Consider the following 19,351-nt stretch of genomic DNA (forward strand, 5'->3'; position numbering starts at 1 on the left):
GTAGTAATCGACCCATCAGCAAACGAAATGGATATTGACGACGAACGCTCTATCTTCTACCTTTCTGAAAAAGCAACCGATGGGATGCAGCAATTGTATGAAGTGTAGAGTAAGTTATAATAAATATAAATCTTCTAAATAGTCTTTTATCTTTGCGGAGATTATTTAATATAATTACCGCAAAAATGCGGTGATAAAATCAAAAAGTAAGTTCAGCAAATGCATAACCTTTCCGAAAAAGCTACCGATGGGATGAAACAATTGTAAGAAACATTAAGTAAACTAAAAATGACAAAAATGGTACTCAGACAAAAATACATAGACTTTATACTCGAAAACCTAATTCATCCTCAAGTTAAAATTCAACTACCAATACCTGGTGATAATGGTGAAAACTATTGCGTACAAGAAGGAACAATTCTATATATGGATATAACTATTCAAGTAATAGAAAGATATACCCGTGCAGTTAAACTCAAACTCAATTTTGATGCTTACGAAAAAGAACAAATCTTTTTCATTCCAATTACCGAAGCACCAGAACTAATAGAACGAAAACTCCATTACACGCTTAAAAAAGTAGTAATGGAAACTTTCGAAAATAATGGACGAAGACAAGAAATTAAACAGTGGTACGACGATGCAAGAAAAAATAGATTTATATAAATAAAGAAAATAATAATCCCTTTCTTTATTTAGTACTAAAAACTACTTTCCTCATTCGTTGCTTTTGGATTTAAAAAATTTAAATGTAATAAGTCAATCATTTCATCTTCATTATTAAATTTAATACCCCATCGTTTTTCAAAAAACTTTAAAAGTTTTATTCCTCTTATTTTAATTTCTTCAGCAGTCCAATTTGGCAAAACTGCAACTTCTTGTTCTGAATACGATCCATTTGAATAGCCGTTACGAATGGTATTCCCTTGAGCATCTGTTTTTACACTTTTTTTATCAGTGAATATGTCATTCTGTAAACTTGAATTTATACTTGAAGAGAGTGGCAATAAATTACCAAGAGAACCTGTCAAATAGATTGTATCTTCTTTTGAATAGTCCGAAAAATAATCTTGCCAACCTTGTTTTGAAGGAGTCTGTGGTAGAATGTGTTCTATTGAAACTTGATCTTTTTCACTTTTAACAAAATTCTTCCACGAAATTTTAGGCTGATTTCTACTTTTCTTAAGTTCTTCTTCATACTCATATAAAAAATATCTTATTCCATTCCAACCATAAAAACCGCTACCCTCTGAGGTGAATTTTCTATCAATATAATCCTTGAAATAAGAAAATTTAAAGGAGCCGTCTTTGTTAAAAAGGCCTTTTGAATCTTCGTTTAGAGAATCTATAATATTTGAAATACTTGTTTGACCATAATATAAATCCCTTGCAGCATTAAAGTAAACACTATTTCTATAGGTCGACATTGCTCTAGACACCCTAAATTCTAAAAATATAAATCTTTCGATAGCCTTTAATAAAGTAATTCTTTCATCCGATTTTATTTCTTTATTAACGAACGATGCTAAAACTAATGGTCTAAAATAAGCAATTCCAATTCTATTTAATTGGTCTAAAAGGATACTTTCCTCTGTAGTTAAATCATTATTATATTCCGGATTAAAAGTGTTATACCAATGTTTGGCGGCAGATTTCAAACTTAATACATAATTATTAATTTCTTTAATAGATAATTTTGCAAATTTTGAAGTTTCAAACAGTTCATCAGATTCATTATAATCATCATCGTCATTATCTGAATCTTTTAATTCTTCAACTTTTTGAAGAATATTGGTCTTTACTTCCACTTTTTCTAATACTTTTTTTGGAGAAAATTCATCGTCCAATAAAAAACGAATGTAATCATCACCTTTTTTTCTGGAGTATTTAAAATACATAATCCAATGCGCTCTTAAAAAATCATCATCATTTAGCGGTTGATGTTTATTTCTTCCAAGTTGATAATAAATCTCTCTCCAAGAATCATTAATATTATCCCTTATAGCAATTTTGTCATTCTCTTTTACCTCATTTTCACCATATAGAGTTGTTAAGTAAATAAGTCGATTCTTTAATAATTCTAAGTCAGACAATGATTTACCTCTGTTATTCATTGTTTCAAATGCAACAAAAACATCAAAGTCGTCACTAATCGTATATAAATTAAATAATAATTTTTGAGTTAGTTTTTCATATAAATTTTGAAGAATTTCTTCCCCTTTATTACTTACTAGTTCTTGAATATTAGTCTTGAAAAATTGCTTTGCATTTTCTAGATTCAAGGTATAAAACGTTTCATTTACGGTACCTGCAGCTGCTTCATTATAAATTTTGTAACGTAAAAATTGAAACGAAGGGTTATCGGCTTCATAACCAAATTTGTAGGTGTTAATTATGTTTTGTGGCGGTTGTGATAAAACGATGTAATTCTCTTTTATTTCTTTTAAATTATAAGAGCCTAGATAAATCGAGTCGTCTTTCAGGTCTTGATTTTTTGATAAACCTCTAATTTGTTCTACTAAGCATTGCAAAAAAATAGAAGTTGTTGTAAGTCTTTGTTGACCATCAACTACATAAAATGGCGTAAATTTTCTATTTTCTATCAACCACTTTTCATCATTCCAATGCTTCCAAATGGATTCTGGAACTTCTTTAATAGATAGAACACCAGTGTAATGAAATCTACTTCCATCCAATGAAATTAAATCATCCCAAAAATCGGTCAGTTGCTTTATTCCCCATGCATATCCTCTTTGATAATCTGGAATTCGAAATAGTTTTTTGTTATAGACATCATCTAATGATTGTAATTCTTTCATTTTTTATTTAAAAAATTATTTATTATTGAATCTAATTTACCCAAACGACTGCAAGTTGCTATTGAGCTTATTCTGAATTTACTATTTCATTAATTAGTTCTTCAACAGTAATGAAATGTAGTTTTATCAGTACATACAAAAATAGAACTTTCAAATTATAAAAAACCACATTTAGAATATATATCTTTATAAAATTAAAATAACAATAGCTATGGAACTACCTGATTTAAATATTTTACTTGATTTATTTCACAACACCCAATCCAATAAAAGCACAATAGATGGCTATGCCTGTTTTACAAGCGATTCCTATAGTGGTGTGGGGGCCTTTTGTTTTTGTGATAATCTAGAAGAATGGAAAAAATTGTATCCTGCAATTGTTTTTATTGATGCACTTGTCGATCAAGAGTATGGAATTTATAATCAAGACGATTTAAAAAACTTATATGTAATTTATCAAAAACACCAATCTTCCCAATGGAACGATTCGGATTTTAATATTTTTCGTAATGATCTAAAAGGAAATCATCTATCGTATGATGTAAATTTTTTGGGCAAAACCACATTACTTTTTAAAAATGATTTACATGATGACTTCCTTGAGCTTTTGCATATACAATTCGGGAAAAACGCTGATGAAAATAAAGAAAATTTTTTGATTTTTTTAGATGATTTTTTATCTTAAAAATACAGTCAATAAATTGGCCATACCTAACATAGTCTTATAATTATAAACATTTTTATATATTTACATCAACTAATTAAAGATACCAATTTTATAAGTTTAGTATTTATGAATGAAATGATTGAATCAGATTTTGAAGTGACTTTGGTCGCTCAAAACGAAAAAATGTTTTTTTTTGGTGCAGCTAAAGAGCTCTTTTATCACTTTGTTTTTACCGAGAAAACAAACGATTACGATGAAATTAATCAATATTACATTCATCGATTTGAATTAGCAAATTGGTTATATAACTTATTTAATAAGGACGGGGAGTTTGTTTTAGATTTACCCGAAAGTGGTATTCGTTTAACCATAGAGAATCCAATAGATTTACAGGATAAAAAGTTATCGGATGATAGTATTTTAGTAATCAAACATAATAATAACACAATTTATTTTCCTTTAAAGGAAAATTCATTTGGAGAAATGCTGCTAAAAGACTGCGAATTTCTCACTGAGGTCTATGCCGATTCTGTTAAAAAACCATTCAGAAAAAAAATAATATCTAAAATTATTGAAACGTATGACGAAACGATTACATATCCATTTTCACTTCATTCATTAATTATTGCTGCTTTTGAGAGTAAAGTGCTAAAGACTAAAAACAATTGGAGACAAAACTTAGGCGCTTATCGATTATTAAAATCTGAGTTCAATGTTTCTTCAGATATAGATCCTTACTTAGTAACCAATGTAATAAGTAAGTTACCTAGTGTAGTAGGCAAAAAAACATGCGACTGCAATAATATAGCTGCTTGCTTTTTTGATTTACTATACAAAGCTTATTCAACTTTCTTTAATGAAAAGGAACTGCTTACAAATGAGTTTATTGATGAAATAAAAGTTGAAAAACAATTCCATAAAATATGGAATGACCTAAGTGTCAAAGAAAGAGCAGTAATCGATTATTTAGATTATGAATTTGGTAATACACCATTACTTAATTTATATCTATTTACGCCAAATGCAAATATTCAAGAATACATTTATAAAATGACCTATCCTTATCAACCAGACTCCGAAGACGATGCTTTTGTGAGAATTACAGCAAGTTTAGTATGGTTTTATTTAAAGTGTATGTAAATATAGTCTGGTCTAAAAAAAATAGAATAAAAGTAAAGTCCGGTTAAGATAAAAACGTTATTAATTTATAAATAGCAAAGAAATGAATTGTTCTGCAATAATTGAATGTTCTAAAAGATCTCAAGATATTGAACACAAAGCAAAATTGATTGAATTTTTAGAGAAGTTTTCAATAGAAGTATTAGAGTATTGTGATATTGATAAAACAAGCGAAATGTATGCTTGGAACGGAACGGATTGGATAAATAATATTAAACAAAACAATCCAATTATCACTGATGATATTTTAGATTGGTTTGAGAATATTTTGAATGATGAATTTCGAAATTATGCTTCCGAAAAATTTTCTATAATAAATAACTTTATCTATGAACTTTGTGGCGTTTATTGGCACCTTGAAATAGAAGACAATGATGATGGCTTTATAGAATTTCATACAAACGGTCCAAGCACTGATAAAGATTGGATTATGGGTTTTATGCCATAAAATTATTAACTATTGGACCAGTATATCATTATCTTTAGGGAACACATTCTTTTTGCTTATGGAGTAAAAAATGGATATATAAAATTATCGCGCGAGTATAAAAAGTTTAAGGTAATGCAGGAGTGCTACCATCCTTATTTACAATTAAATTTTGATCATTTATACTTTGACGGTTGGAACTTTTCTACCCAACAAATATATGACAATTGGAAAATGGATAAATGGATGCATTTGCTGCCACAGAAAGCACAACCTAACTATTGAATCAATCTTCAAATAACTTTATTTAAAACAAGAATCAGATGGCACAAATTTTTTCTATAACAAACCTTACAACTACCTATTGGTGTATGAGAAAACCAGCTACCCTAAAACAGGTCAAGAACCTGCCAATTGGTTTAGATGGTTTATCGTGCGAAAAATTTGAACAAAAGATAGAGCTACATCTTGCAGAAATTTCTCGTAAAATTGAAAATAAAACGTACACTTTTGCACCATTGTTAGAATTAGAAAGATCTAAAAGCAATGGGGGAGTAAGAAGGCTATTTATTCCTAGATTAAGAGATCAAATTGTTTTAAAGGTTGTACACAATGCCATAATTGATACCGCAAAAGAAAAGAACATTCCACTATATCAAAAAACACCCTACGAAGTCGTAACAAATTTTGATGAGGAATCAAAAAGACATAAGAATCCTTGGATTCTAAGAACAGACATAACCTCTTTTTATGATTCCATCCCAAGAAAGGAATTACTTGATTTATTTGATAGTTTGAATCCCAATCCAATTGTATCTTATTTGTTACACGAGTGGAGTTCACAATTAAAAACCAGAAAAGGCTATGCTTGGGGTAAGGAGAGTGAAACAACTTTTCCTGGCTTACCTCAGGGTTTAAGCATTTCCACACCTTTATCAGAACTTTGGGCAACTCAAATCGATAACGAATATAAAAATAACACCAATTATTTTAGATATGTAGATGATATTGCATTAATTTGCGAAAGTAAAGAAGCAGCAGAGTTAGAATTAGAAAAACTGCAACAGATTGTACACAATTTAGGGTTAAAACTATCGCCGACCAAAACCATTATTAGTCAGTTATCGTCAGGGGTGGAGTGGTTAGGCATGAAACATTATGACACAAAAAAAGAAGTTAATCCAGATAAAATAAAAAATTGGTTAAAACCTTTTGTAAGATTAAAAAGAGAGGCTATTTTAGCCATTGTAGAAGCAGAAGGTGTGGATAAAAAAGTGCTGTTGAATCGTTATATTAAGAAAATAGAAAAACAGATTAATGGGAAATACGCCAACCGTATTCGATGGTATGCATTAGGAGAAGATCATGGACAATGGAAATATGCCGATAAATTAATTCATGAAATGATTCGTTCCGTTTGTCGTATAGCAGCAATAGATAGTAATACCATCAAGAAGCTTCCCTCAGTGCATGCCAATATAACAAAATATAAAAAAATAAGGAGCCACCAAAATGCCGTTTAAGGGCAAAGCGCCACTAGTTTATTACAAACATAAATAGCCAATTAAGGGTTTATCGCTAAACTGTGGCTCCTTTTTCAATATAGAAATTAATTAATATAAACGATGTTATTTAAAATAATTTACGATGATAAAAAAAATTGGCGTTAAAAATTTTAGGGTGTTTAAGGACTATACTGAATTTGAAATCAGACTAATAACTATACTAACAGGTCCAAACAATAGTGGGAAAAGTTCTTTTTCAAAGTTGTTATTATTATTAAAAAATGGGATAGAAGAACTTGTTTTTTGTTGAAGAAGAGCTTAATTGGAGTTAAAAAAAACAACATTTTTTATAAATATAATTTGTATATGTCAGTAACAATTAAAATTTTAGGACAAGAAGTATTATCAGGCATAGGATCTGATGAGTATTCTGGTGCTGTTCTTCTTAAATCTATATTTGAAAATGAATTTCATAATAAAAATGAAATAAATGGCACAATATTAATTAAACCAAATTTTAAAGCAGTTGGAGAAGATCCTGAAGATATTGATATTGTAGTTTGGATTAATTTAGAAAATTATTTTTATAGTGTTTTTTGCCCACATAAATATTTTAATGAGGAAACTCAACAATATGAAATTGTGAGTGATAAAACAAAAAAGGAAATAAATTTTAAATCAATGTTGTTGAATATTGAATTAAAATCGCATAATAATTCAGGAGTTTTAATTTCGACTAATGATATTGTTGTGGATTATAAAGGAAAAAAGAGTTCCGCTTATGATCAAAATACTAAACAAAAATATTCTCTTAAAAATTTTATTTCTAAATCACAGCCAAGTTTAAAAGACAAAAACATTTACATTACAAATTTAATTTGGCTTCCAAATTTTTTAGGCAGTATAGGTTGGGGGCAAACTAATTTGAAAAATATTATTTTAGGAAATGACATTGATTTTAAAAAATTTATAGAAGTTGCATTTGCGAAAAATCCACCAACAGCAGCTAAGAGCGGTAAATTATATTTTCAAAGTGCAGTTGATGATAGAAATTTAGCAACACTTAATAAGGATTTAGAAAATGTATTTACTTTTTATGATAAAGAAGTATTTGTTCAACAAGGCGATTTATCTAGAAAGAAAATGGAAAAGGTTATACAGAAACAATTAGATGGTTTGTATAAAGAAGCTTATGATTGTATTGGAAATAAAACCCTAATTATATTTGGAATTCCTGGTAGTGGAAAGACATTGATATTATTACGATTTAGTTATTTTTTAGCAATTGAAAAAGGATCTCGCTCTTTAATTATAACTTACAATAAGGCCTTAATAGCTGATGTAAATCGTCTTTCAAGATTGGCAGGATTTAAAGATGACCCCAGTTCTGCTTCTATAGGAACGAGTACTTTCCTTAAATTGATGCGAAGTTTATTTATAGAATTTGGAATTTATGAAGTAGAACCTTCTAATCTGACTGCTGTAGAAAAACAAAATTATTTTAAAATTAATTTTACAAATAAATACAATTCATTATTGACTGAACTTTTAGCTCTTATTGGAGTTGCGGATAGTAACGATATTGAAGAATTAAAGACTAATTTACCTGAACTGAATTATCAATATGTTTTCATAGATGAAAGTCAGGATTGGTATCCACAAGAAAGAGACATTTTGTATTCAATTTTTGGAAGTAATAATTGTATTGTTTCTTATGGTTCCCATCAATTATTACGTAATAATGAACCATTAAACTGGAGTGAAGGCACAACTTCGGTTTATAAACTCTCTTTAAATATTTCATATAGACAAAAATCCAATCTATGTCATTTTATAAAGGATGTGAGTACAAGAATTGATTTTGATGATAAGATTGAAGTTAATAATAAGATTACCGGAGGACAAGTTAAAATTTTCAATAGAGAATTAAATTTAAATGATTATAAGCAAATACATCAGTATTGTGTGAATCAATGTAAAAATGCGGCTTATGACATTTTATTATTAGTAAATTCAAATGATACAATTCATAAAACTTTAAAACATAGTGATGTTGCTATACACGATGGAACTATTGAAAAAAACAAAGGTATCACTCCTATCGATATGGATGCTTGTCGTGTTTTCAATTATCAAAGTTGTAGAGGTTTAGAAGGATGGGTTGTTATTTCCAATAATTTAGATGTTTTTTTATACGATATTGAAAAAACGATCAGTGTTGCAGAAGAAGGTTTGTCTTTGCAGGAAACAAAAGATAAAGTATGCTCACAATGGTTATATATGATATTATCAAGACCCATAGATACATTAGTAATTACATTAAAAAATCCCAAATCTAAGTATGCTAAACTTTTGAACGAAGTAGCAAATGATCACGCTGATTATTGTGAAATTTATAATTAAAGTTAAACCCAGTTTAAAATAATAAACTGGGTTTTTTTAATTTAGTTCGAATTTGCTGGTTTTCTTAATAATTCAAAAAAGTTTAACCAATTATTTATTTGGATTCCGGGGACAAACAAATTAGTGTTGTTTTGTATATTATTTTTATTCCACAGTGGATGCTTTACAAAACTATTTGTAATTGTTCCAAAATCATTTTTACTTACATATTTTAAATTATAAGCTCCTATTAAAACTTTTATATCTAAAATTTTGCCATAAGTGGTTGTGGTATCATTTATCAAATCTGACAAGTCTTTTAATTCTGGATAATTAAGATTAGCATCAAAACCAAATTTAAAATCGCGATCGATCATTAATCGGAGTAAACCAATGCCAAGTCTCCAGTCTAAGATATGATGATATCCTGAATTATCATAGGTGTTTAAACATTTTTGGCATGATGTCTTACATTGCTTAATATGCTCATTACTAATAATAGATTTAACAAAAGGATGTTCTCCATTAACAATTTCTTTGATAAGTATTTCTAAATTAGTTATCTGACCATTTGACTTTTCTAATAAAAAACTAACAAATCCTGCTCCATTTGGTAATGCATCTGACAGATAGAGGTAGGGTACTCCTGTTTCTTGATTGATTTTCAACTCACTTATTTCAATTTCATTGGGTTGAATGTCTAAATTATGAGCCAATGAACGTTGTAATATAAAAGCAGCTGAATAAAAAGCCGCCTTTATAGCAGTGGAATTATTGTTTTCTGGATCATTCACATTCAAACAAATTTCATTTGGAATTTGATTGATTTCTATTTTAATCATTTCTGTAGTTTTCTTTACACCAAGTGCAATTTCACCATGAAATGATTCATAATTTGGTATATTTATATGATTATCTACAATGAAGTTAGGAAAGAAATTACGATCTTGTCCATTAATAATACTTGGTTCAGTTATCCATCCAGTAGGTGTTTGGAAATTCCCACTAATTTCTTTTCCTCTAAAATAATTTCGGTTATTATCGTTGATATGCCAAATTTCTCCTTTTGTGTTTTCAAAAACCCCAAATAAAGTGACATTACAATTCTCAATTGTTTCAGCAACAGTAGTTCCATCTTCTATCGCAAAAATGGAAGCGGAACTGAAATTGCTTCTGGTATCTGAATTATCAGAAGCAGCACCTCTATTTCCTCTAATTCTTAAAGTACGGAATGCCTTTGGAACTACTAATCGTTTTGGAGTTATATTCCCATCAATTTGAAAGTTAGGGTCATATGCAGAAATTGTACTAATGCTTCCATCTTCTAGAATATTTAAGTTGAAACTGTATTCTAAGGCATTAAACTTTTCAAAATTATTATAATTTGGATCAAATTTTTCCATAGAATAAATTCCAGCATTATTGCCATTCCTATAATTCATCGGAATAGTCAATCCTACAGACTCATAAAAACCTTTGTCTTTTGTTTTTATTGCACCTGGGGCAAATTCTGTTATGGATTGCTCAACAGGTCTGTCAATAGTTCTAATATCATTATTATTTGAATCTATTCCATGATACATTACTCTTGTACTGGATGGCATTCCAAACATAGGTAAGTAACCCGCTTCTGCAAAAACTTCTGCTAAACCATTATTGGTTGTTTTTTGATTATAGGCTGTATTCAAATCATCAACCATAGTTTCAGTAAACCAACTAAATAAGTCATCTATATTGTGTTGAATTTGATCACCCGAATTAAATTGATTTAAATATTTGTGAACATAATCTTGAATTAAAGAATGATTATTATTTATCCATTCCCTTAATAAAGGTTGTACAGTATCCCAAAGAAAAATATGACCAAATTCACCGTGAGTGTCTGAAAAAATTGGAATCGATTCATTTATGTCATTCTGTCCATATTGATCTTTTGCAATAGGCATCAATTCAATAAATGCAAATTTCAGGATATTTTTGGTTAAAATCCTTCTTGTTATTGATGTTTTAATCGAAACACCACCTTGTGGTAATTGATGGGGTGCTATTGATAATGAAGGCGCAACAGGTACACTACCAACCATTTCATCTGTAGCCGAATGATAATAATAGTTATCGTGACTTTTTCCTCTACAAAATGTTACCGCACAAGAGTAAGCCTGACCTCTTCGACCGCCTCGACCCACACGCTGCTGGTAGTTATATCGAGTAGGAGGCATATTTCCTTGAAAAATCCCCTCTAAACTCCCAATATCGATACCAACTTCCATTGTGGTAGTCACGTTAATCATATCAATTTCCTTTGTAAGTTTTGCTTTAAAAGAATTTTGATTGTCTAATATGATTCCTTTAAATTCTAATTGACGTTCCGCTTGATTGTCTGTTTGCCCTGTTAATTCTTCAGTATGTAAACGGATTGGATTTCTCTTTTCTACCAATAAGTCGTATCCAATGTAGTTATTCAAATTCAAATCTTGCACTACACCATTAGGTATATCATCTAGCGGGGTCAAGCATTGTGTATTAGTACATATTCCCATACCCTTGTACAAATGAATTTTACTGCAATTTGTACATTTATAATAAGGGTTTTGAGGCAAAACACTATTATATTGCAAATGATTAGGGTTAAGAACGATGTTTGTTTGAGAACATTTAGTTTCTAAAATTATATTTAATTGATCTACAAGAGAGTTTAAATCAATACTGTTTTGATTACAAAAAGTTATGATAGGTTTTTTTATACTTGCAGACAAATCATTAAAAGTAGGTTTAGGATCAGCAGTAAAACCTGAATCAGGATCGGTATATCTATAATGATCACCTAATACTCGTAAAAAAGCATTCATAAATTCTATTGCATTAATTGCTGGAGGCAGAAGATTACTTAAAGCAAGCACATCTGCTTCGTTTAACTTAAATGAGATATATCCAATTCCAGCGCTTTCTGTATCCAAAGCCATAAATTTTCCAAAACTATTCTGATAGATAGAGGAAAATAAATTTTGCTTTACTTCTGTTTTTATTCGATCAAAATCATGTAGATGTCCAATTTCATTTTCAATTTCATTTAAAGATCTTAATCTAATATTATTAGTTTGAACATCAATTTCATACAAAGTGCTCCAGTGGTATCCATTTACAAATTGTTTGTCAAACTCGACACCTGCAGGATTTATTCCTAATTTTAGTAATTTTTTTACTAAAAGTCCATTTAGTTCACCACCATTTACATCTACTAAATCTCTTAAATTGAAATGTACTTGGGGATTTAAATAGTTTGCTCTTGCAGTAATATTATCTACTATAGTTTCAGCTGCAATTTGATGTCTATTATTAATATCACCAAATTCAGCATCTATTATCGTAAAAACCGCAGAACCTATTTCAATTGTTTTTTCAATTAAATTTAAAATTTGTTTATCCGGCTTTGTTAATTCTTTAATACATTCCAAAAACAATAGCCTAAGCATATCTCTATAATGTTCCTGCTCTATGCCAAAAGCTTGATCAGCAGCGTCTTGTCTACTATCTGAAAAACCTACTAATTTTGGTTTTTCTCCACTTAATTGATAAATCAATTCTTTGCTTAATAATTGATTGCTACGAGCTATACCTGTTCTAAAATTTCTAATTGGTGATTTTGTATATTTTCGTTTTGTATAATCTCTGGAACAAGATGGACACTTATGTGGTAATGCTTGAATGGGATTATCAAGCGCATAATTTAAAGCAATTAGTTCCGGATTTTCATTGTTATTATTGTTATTAATAACATTAAACACGTATCCTTTAATACTTCCAGCATCTCCAGTCCAACTTCTTTTTATTTCACCATTGTATGGGTTAATTGTTGCTTTTTGCCAATTGGCTCTTAAATTCACTTGATTATAAGCGGATAATCCTTGTCTGTTAGTACAATTAAAATCTTCTCGATCACCATCAGAATCTAATAGAAAGAAGTTTGAGTTTTGATTTGAAGGTTCTTTTTCTGTAGGCCAAAAAACTGCATATTCGTGAAACCATTTATTTTGCACCATAGGTGTAGGGTTTCGGTTTGGAATTTTTTCAAGTTCAGGACTATTCAAACTTAAAGTTACTCTATTTGCAACTCTATTAGCGTTTCCACCAATAAAAGCTGCTCCACAACCTTCACATCTTAATAATTCTAATACTTTGTGCATTTCACTACCATTATCAAAAACTTCTTGTGCTTGATACATTAATTGTCCAAAAGGTTGTTGTGGCTGGCCTTGAACCTGGGGTAATAATTCTGTCCACAAGCCTTCGATATATTTGAAAAACTGATGAAAACGAATTCGAGGTAATTTTAAGTTTTTTAATTCAGAATCTGCTCTTATTATTAAAAATCCTCTTAGTGCATTTTCGTTACCTTCAAAAATTGTATTTTTTATATTTTGTAATGGTTTAGGCACCTGGCGAACTCCATTTTCATCTTCAATTTTTGTTTCCGATTTGAATTTCGCAAAAATTGTTTCTGCATTTTCATCAAAGAACGTTTTCAATGATTCATAACGCAAATCATTTGCTAATTCATTTTTTTTGATGTTTTTATCATTATTATCTAAAAAAGGATAATCCGTACTAATAATCTCAAATTTGGTATAATCAATTACTTTGGTTGAAACTGGATGATAATCTGTGCCATTTTGAATGCTAAAAGCTTTGGTTCCGTCGGAATTATAGACTCCGAAAAATTCTTCAAGGAATTTTTGTGTTTGATCCTCTGTTCCCAATGAAGCACTTGATGCTAAAATGCGCAATTGTTTATTAGGTTTTTTGCCTCCATTTCCATCGTCAATGACAGGTTCAATTCCAATAGCATCAAAAAACATACGCATCAAATAAGCCAATTCTGTTCCAGCTGTTCCTCTGAATAAATGTAATTCGTCAATAATCAGGTGAAATACATTATTTTCATCTTTGAGCCAATCTTTTGTTTTTTCAAATATTGACGCTTCCGCTTCTCGCATTAGCATTATGCTCAACATAGAAAAGTTTGAAATCAAAATATCCGGTGGGAATTCTTGCATATCCCAACGGGTTATCATTTCAGATGTTCGAGAGTTTACAGACAATCTAGGCGAGATATACTTTACATCTTGATCATTAGTGGTATCTTCTGTATATGTTGAAATAGTATTTGAAAGGGTAATTAATTTATTAAGTTCATCTTGACATTTTTTATGATCACTATTGTTTTTTCTATCAAACTTTTTTTTCCCAATAGTCTGCCCATTGTATCTGCCAAAATAGATGCGATTTCCTTTTAAACCTTCTACTGAATCAAAATGTTCTCGAACTTCATCACAGTCTAAAGCTTTTCTTAACCTTGTCATTTGGTCTTCAACCAAGGCATTCATTGGGTACATAATCATTGCTCTCACTGCAGCAGTTCTATTCTCCCCTAGGCGTTGATAGGTATTATTATATTTTTTCCTTGCTCCATTTTCTCCTTCATACCAATTATTTTGATTGTAATTTGGGCTTTCCCAATTTTTCCCTTCTTTATATAACTGACCAAAAAGAGGAAGTAAAAAAGATTCTGTTTTACCAGAGCCCGTTCCTGACGTAATTACAGTGTTGTTACCATCTAAAAATGCTTTAGTATACATTTCAACCTGATGACCATATGGAGGATAATTCATTAAACCTGGTTTGATGAATTTTTTTATAAAATCATCTCCATCAATTAGGTTTTTAAAACCTTTTGAAAAAAGAGGTATGAGTTCTTCAATAGTTTTTACTTCTACTCCTTTTAAAGTTGCAGTTGTATATTCTGGTAAAACTTCTAAATAGGGTTGTTTGTATATATTCTCTTTAGATTCGTCTTCTAATTCCGTGTTTTTTTTCGCATCAAGTTCATTATTTTCAAACTTATACATTGTTTTAAAATAGCGAACATAGTTTTGTTTTATTTTATCAAAGGCTCCGATTGGATCTTTATCGAGTAGTTTTTCGAATGTATTCATAATTTAGTAATTTGAGATAATTAATATATCTTCAGTAATATAATCTTCAGTTTGGAAAGTTACAATTTTTGTTTTATCAGGTATTTTCTGATACCCATTTATTTTTTCAGTGTCATTTTTTAGGATAGCAGAAATTATAGAATTAATATCTTCTGAAGGGACTATTTTAGCCATGCTAAACGATTGACCGTCTATATTTATTTCGTTTTTTTGTATCGATTGTATTATTTCAGGTGAAATATAAACGGAATGAGGTTTGTAATAGTTTCCTAAAGTAATTAATGAAATTATTAAACCATCTTTTTTGATTAAAATAAATTTATTGATTTGATTAAATCCAATCATTTTAATTGTAAAAAGTTCCATTTTTATTTTATCATAATCGTTATGAACAGAATCTATAATTTGCTCATTTTCTTCAATTAAATCTGAACCAGTTAGGATTTTAGCTATTTTTTTTCTTCGATCAACATCAGATGAAATATTATATTCTAAAAAAACATTAAAGGGAAATTCTTTTGATTGCTTGTTAAATTTACTATTACAGACAAATATTTTCTTTTCAGTGGGAAGACCAATATTAAGAAAGGTTAATGATTTAGTTAATAATGTTGGGAATTGATCATATTTGTACAAGTATATTTCAGAGAAATAAGTAAAGTTTGTTTTATCAGATCTTTTCTTTCTGTAAATAATTACAGGATCTTTACGTTTATTTTTGATATATAAATTAAGCCATTTTGAAGAAAAGGTTTGATTGTATTTATAAAATACATTTTTTTGCATCTCTACAAAATAAGTAGGAGCTTTGTATACCTGTTTAGTGTCTAATACTCTTATTCTTGGAAAATTTTCTTCAGAAGTTGATTTAAGTTCTTTTTCTAAATCATTAAGCGTGTCATTGTTTTCTATTTTATCACTTGAATCTTTAAATTTTGCTTCAAAATCGCTAACAGAAGCCGAAAAATTTAATAATGAATTAGCAATATTTATTTGTTCTTCTTTAATAAAGTCTAATCCATTTTTAGAACATTCACTTTCAAATTTATCGAAAGGAAAATTGTGATCAATTAGTATTAAGTCTGGCAAAAGAAATGTTTCGGGTAGTTTTTCTTTTTCTTGGGTAGTTTTTATTTTTCTAAATTTAATTACAACATTATTTTCCTCGGCTACTTTTTTTACCAAAAATGTAAATTTTCGATTGTATAAGCCTGTAATAAGATATATTTGATTACCACCGTCAGTGAACGATTTTTCTATTTTAGTAAAAGTTGGAGGAACTAATACATAACATTCTTTTGTGTTTAAAGTATTTGTTATGATTTTTCTTTGTATAAATCCCAAATCAATAAGATATTTCAGCAAATTATTAAAGGAATAATTTGTCTCTATTAAATTAATTCCTTCTTGTGAATTTAAAAAAAGTAGTGTTTGTAAGTAAATTTCTTTCAATTGATGTTTTTCAATATAGTTCTTGATACTATTTTTATAAAACACGGCACATAATAAGTGTACGAAATAATCAGAATAGTTTCTTGGATTATCTTCTGTAGTGATTTTTTGTCGATTGTTGTTGTTAGCGATTGCTTTAGTGCCTTTAAAAGATAAAATATTATAGAATGGTTCTACATTCGTTTCTTGTCCCCATTTATCGAGTTTAACAAAATCATTTTCTATACTAATTGGATTCATTTTACTAGACTCAATTAAAAAGTCAAATGAACCAATTTCATCTCTATCATAATTGAAGTTAATCTGGATGTTTATTGTGTCAAATTGAAAATCTGGATCTTTTAGAAATATCGTAACTATTTCAGAGTTTATTAAATATCCAAAACAAGACGTATCTTCAATATTATTTAGATCTTTTCTTAAATAAATAATTTTTAATCGATTTTCTTCAAATTCGGGAATGTTTATTTTGAATTGTGGTAGTGCAATTTCTAAATAAGTATTAACAGTTCCTATAGGCTTTAAACCACCTATTCTTTGTATTTTATTAAATTTCGAATCTAATTTAAAATAATCGTTTTTGTCTATTTTATAATATGATTCACTAATATTATTGCTTATAAATAAAATATGAGTTTCCCCAAAATAATTTTTGGAATTATCAATAGGGATCTCATTATATTCTATTTTTTCTTTAGCCCAACTTTTGAATTTATTTAAAAGTTTATCCTCCTTTTTAACTAAAATATAAGTTTCTGTATTTGGGTAGGGATTTAAAGTTTGAAAATATAAATGATTATTAATTTTCTGAAAAAAAACAATATCATTTAATGATGAAGATTTTATATTTATATCAAGTTTCTCAAATTTATATTCTTTGAATTCTACTTTTTCTATTTGTACTGGGGTTTGAAAAAAACCATTTTCTAACTTTGAATTAGTTTCACAAGGGAATATAGTTATGCCATTATTTATTAATATTTCTTTTGGATTGACATTTGTGAATAATTGTAATCCACTAAATTCATTATTGATTACAAATGCTAAAGCAAATTCACCATGAATAGATATAGGTTCATCAGTTATTTTAGGTACATAATTTTCTAATTTGAAATTTTTTAATTTATTTTCAAACCATATTTTATAACATTCGTCAGTTGTTGAACGCTGTAATTTATCCCTTAATTTTCCATCTGAATATCTTAGAACTCTATTCATTATGGTTTCATAACTCTCATACTCAGAAAATTCTAGTTGATTTTTATATAGTATTTTTTCAAGTTCTACATTTTCATCATTTGTAAGTACAATTTGAAATTTAATAAGTCCTTCATACCTATGCTTTCCAATTTTTCTATTGATAAATTTAGGATATGCTTTCTCAATAGAATAAAAAAGGGAGTCATATTCAGATGGATTTTTTAGCGTTTGGAGTTTTTTGTAATTTGCATTTTCTACTGAAATAGTATTTTTTAATATGGATAAAATAATGTAGCTAAAAAATGTCATTGGAATTTTTCTATCAATACCTGTATCGTACAACACGATAGAAAATTTTAAGTCAGAGTTTGTCTTTATTTTTCCATTTAGCCTCGTGTCTCTCCCACCTTTGATAAAAAGAGAATCAAATATTGTAAATCTCTCGTTTTCATCTGCTAAAACACAATTAATAAAATCGGTTAATAATCCAATATTTTTGGTGGTTCCAATTTCATTTATTATTTCTTCATCGCAATAGAGTATTACTTCCTCTGTTTTATTTTCATTGAAATAATAATCGATTAATGCTTCATTCCACTTCTTGTATGACATTTTTATTTTTTTCTATTAAAATTATATAAAATCAAATTATGAAATTAATTACATTCATTCATAAAAACAAAACCATTATTACTAGCAATAGTTATAAGAGGTTGAATTGTGTTTGAAAATTTATCCTTTTCAAAATTATTTAAATCTGGAAAAATAGTAAGAAATTCATCCATGTGTTTACTTTTAGAATTATGATGTTTATTGATTTCAAATGCTACTTTTTGTAAATCAAAAAATTTATCAAAATACTTTTCAAATATAGGAAGTTTATCACTTTTAGATAAATTAAAGATTTTTTCAATTGGCAGTAAATTCCAAACCAAATCATGTGAAACAAAAGCATGAGGTACAAAATGGTCTAGAGCATAATTCTTTTCGTCAAAATACAATTTAGTATCTGTGAAAATACAATTTATTGAACCTAATTCTTTGAAAACTAATTTCCAATATTCATTAGTTTGTTTGGTTAAACCATTTCTAATTGCTGGTTTAATTAACTTATTTGGAATGTCAGGAATGTTAGGATTTCGAGTTTGAAGAAATAAAGCCAAATTCCAATAACAGAAATCTTTCAATACTTTAGCATTAGATTTTAGATAAGAAGTCCAATTAAGATTAATAGAAATAAAATCTTTGTGCAAAGCATATAAACTGTCATTCACAAAGGATTGTGAATCAGAATATATTCTACTTTTTTGTTGATTATCAGTTTCATTATTGATTTTTGGAAACCAAGGAGACAAAAACCAATGTGGAACATTTTTATCAAAGTGGAATAGTTGATTTATAGTTTCTTTATTATTTGAATTTTCTAAACATAAGTCAAGTTTACTTTTTTTTTCGTCAATTGTTAAATTTTCTAGGTTTAAAATTCTTTCAACTGCAATTTGTAAGTTGTCTTGTTTTCCAAATGAAATATGAAAATAATTTATGGTATACCAAGAATTACTTATCATTCTTGAAAATATTTTTCTTTTTGGAATTTCAACATTTCCTTCTTCAACTAATTCTATAATAGCAATTAACCAATAAAATTTATAAGTAGCCGAAGTACTTCCAAAAGCAGATGCTAGTTTATTTATTGGTAAATTATTTGAGTAAGGTAAGTTCATTTT

Annotated in this window: 11 protein-coding genes; 7 read left to right on the forward strand and 4 right to left on the reverse strand. The window is 28.6% G+C overall.

Going from position 1 to position 19,351, the window contains the following annotated elements:
* The first annotated feature begins 297 nt into the window (after positions 1 to 297).
* Positions 298 to 666, forward strand: a complete 369-nt coding sequence (locus ABD771_RS10060) for a hypothetical protein (protein ID WP_345094103.1) — start codon at positions 298 to 300, stop codon at positions 664 to 666.
* A 35-nt stretch (positions 667 to 701) separates the two neighbouring features.
* Here the strand turns inward: ABD771_RS10060 and ABD771_RS10065 are convergent, their stop codons facing one another.
* Positions 702 to 2,819: a DUF262 domain-containing protein gene (locus ABD771_RS10065; protein ID WP_345094105.1), complete on the reverse strand. Its 2,118-nt coding sequence runs from the start codon at positions 2,817 to 2,819 to the stop codon at positions 702 to 704.
* A 211-nt stretch (positions 2,820 to 3,030) separates the two neighbouring features.
* Between ABD771_RS10065 and ABD771_RS10070 the strand changes: the two genes are divergently transcribed.
* The 6 genes from ABD771_RS10070 (at position 3,031) to ABD771_RS10090 (ending at position 9,000) form a co-directional block, all read left to right on the forward strand.
* The gene (locus ABD771_RS10070) at positions 3,031 to 3,504 is read left to right on the forward strand and encodes a hypothetical protein (RefSeq protein ID WP_345094107.1); all 474 of its coding nucleotides are present in this window, start codon (positions 3,031 to 3,033) and stop codon (positions 3,502 to 3,504) included.
* A 108-nt stretch (positions 3,505 to 3,612) separates the two neighbouring features.
* Positions 3,613 to 4,626: a hypothetical protein gene (locus ABD771_RS10075; protein ID WP_345094109.1), complete on the forward strand. Its 1,014-nt coding sequence runs from the start codon at positions 3,613 to 3,615 to the stop codon at positions 4,624 to 4,626.
* An 82-nt stretch (positions 4,627 to 4,708) separates the two neighbouring features.
* A complete protein-coding gene (locus ABD771_RS10080; protein ID WP_345094111.1) occupies positions 4,709 to 5,113 on the forward strand; it encodes a hypothetical protein in 405 nt (134 codons plus the stop codon).
* Positions 5,114 to 5,415: 302 nt separating this feature from the next.
* Positions 5,416 to 6,615, forward strand: a complete 1,200-nt coding sequence (locus ABD771_RS10085) for a reverse transcriptase domain-containing protein (protein ID WP_345094113.1) — start codon at positions 5,416 to 5,418, stop codon at positions 6,613 to 6,615.
* Between the two features lie 124 nt (positions 6,616 to 6,739).
* On the forward strand, positions 6,740 to 6,907 hold the full coding sequence (locus tag ABD771_RS14330) for an AAA family ATPase (protein WP_425556475.1): 168 nt from the start codon (positions 6,740 to 6,742) through the stop codon (positions 6,905 to 6,907).
* Positions 6,908 to 6,963: 56 nt separating this feature from the next.
* Positions 6,964 to 9,000 carry a DEAD/DEAH box helicase family protein gene (locus ABD771_RS10090; protein WP_345094115.1) on the forward strand — a complete coding sequence of 679 codons (2,037 nt, stop codon included), beginning with the start codon at positions 6,964 to 6,966 and terminating at the stop codon, positions 8,998 to 9,000.
* Between the two features lie 41 nt (positions 9,001 to 9,041).
* On the opposite strand, the gene ABD771_RS10095 is transcribed toward ABD771_RS10090, so the two are convergent.
* The 3 genes from ABD771_RS10095 to ABD771_RS10105 are packed head-to-tail and all read right to left on the reverse strand — an operon-like array spanning position 9,042 to position 19,348.
* Positions 9,042 to 14,972 carry a DEAD/DEAH box helicase gene (locus ABD771_RS10095; protein ID WP_345094117.1) on the reverse strand — a complete coding sequence of 1,977 codons (5,931 nt, stop codon included), beginning with the start codon at positions 14,970 to 14,972 and terminating at the stop codon, positions 9,042 to 9,044.
* Positions 14,973 to 14,975: 3 nt separating this feature from the next.
* The gene (locus ABD771_RS10100; protein ID WP_345094119.1) at positions 14,976 to 18,236 is read right to left on the reverse strand and encodes a hypothetical protein; all 3,261 of its coding nucleotides are present in this window, start codon (positions 18,234 to 18,236) and stop codon (positions 14,976 to 14,978) included.
* Between the two features lie 44 nt (positions 18,237 to 18,280).
* Positions 18,281 to 19,348 carry an HNH endonuclease domain-containing protein gene (locus tag ABD771_RS10105; protein WP_345094121.1) on the reverse strand — a complete coding sequence of 356 codons (1,068 nt, stop codon included), beginning with the start codon at positions 19,346 to 19,348 and terminating at the stop codon, positions 18,281 to 18,283.
* Positions 19,349 to 19,351 lie beyond the last annotated feature (3 nt).

Origin of the sequence: Flavobacterium chungnamense (assembly GCF_039539165.1) — a bacterium.
Taxonomy (GTDB): Bacteria; Bacteroidota; Bacteroidia; order Flavobacteriales; family Flavobacteriaceae; genus Flavobacterium; species Flavobacterium chungnamense.

What these genes read in the sequence shown, in the direction of transcription:
- ABD771_RS10070 (WP_345094107.1), top strand. Translation starts at nt 3,031, where the DNA reads ATGGAACTACCTGATTTAAATATTTTACTTGATTTATTTCACAACACC.
- ABD771_RS10065 (WP_345094105.1), bottom strand. Translation starts at nt 2,819, where the DNA reads ATGAAAGAATTACAATCATTAGATGATGTCTATAACAAAAAACTATTT.
- ABD771_RS10105 (WP_345094121.1), bottom strand. Translation starts at nt 19,348, where the DNA reads ATGAACTTACCTTACTCAAATAATTTACCAATAAATAAACTAGCATCT.
- ABD771_RS10060 (WP_345094103.1), top strand. Translation starts at nt 298, where the DNA reads ATGGTACTCAGACAAAAATACATAGACTTTATACTCGAAAACCTAATT.
- ABD771_RS10085 (WP_345094113.1), top strand. Translation starts at nt 5,416, where the DNA reads ATGGCACAAATTTTTTCTATAACAAACCTTACAACTACCTATTGGTGT.
- ABD771_RS10090 (WP_345094115.1), top strand. Translation starts at nt 6,964, where the DNA reads ATGTCAGTAACAATTAAAATTTTAGGACAAGAAGTATTATCAGGCATA.
- ABD771_RS10075 (WP_345094109.1), top strand. Translation starts at nt 3,613, where the DNA reads ATGAATGAAATGATTGAATCAGATTTTGAAGTGACTTTGGTCGCTCAA.
- ABD771_RS10100 (WP_345094119.1), bottom strand. Translation starts at nt 18,236, where the DNA reads ATGTCATACAAGAAGTGGAATGAAGCATTAATCGATTATTATTTCAAT.
- ABD771_RS10095 (WP_345094117.1), bottom strand. Translation starts at nt 14,972, where the DNA reads ATGAATACATTCGAAAAACTACTCGATAAAGATCCAATCGGAGCCTTT.
- ABD771_RS14330 (WP_425556475.1), top strand. Translation starts at nt 6,740, where the DNA reads ATGATAAAAAAAATTGGCGTTAAAAATTTTAGGGTGTTTAAGGACTAT.
- ABD771_RS10080 (WP_345094111.1), top strand. Translation starts at nt 4,709, where the DNA reads ATGAATTGTTCTGCAATAATTGAATGTTCTAAAAGATCTCAAGATATT.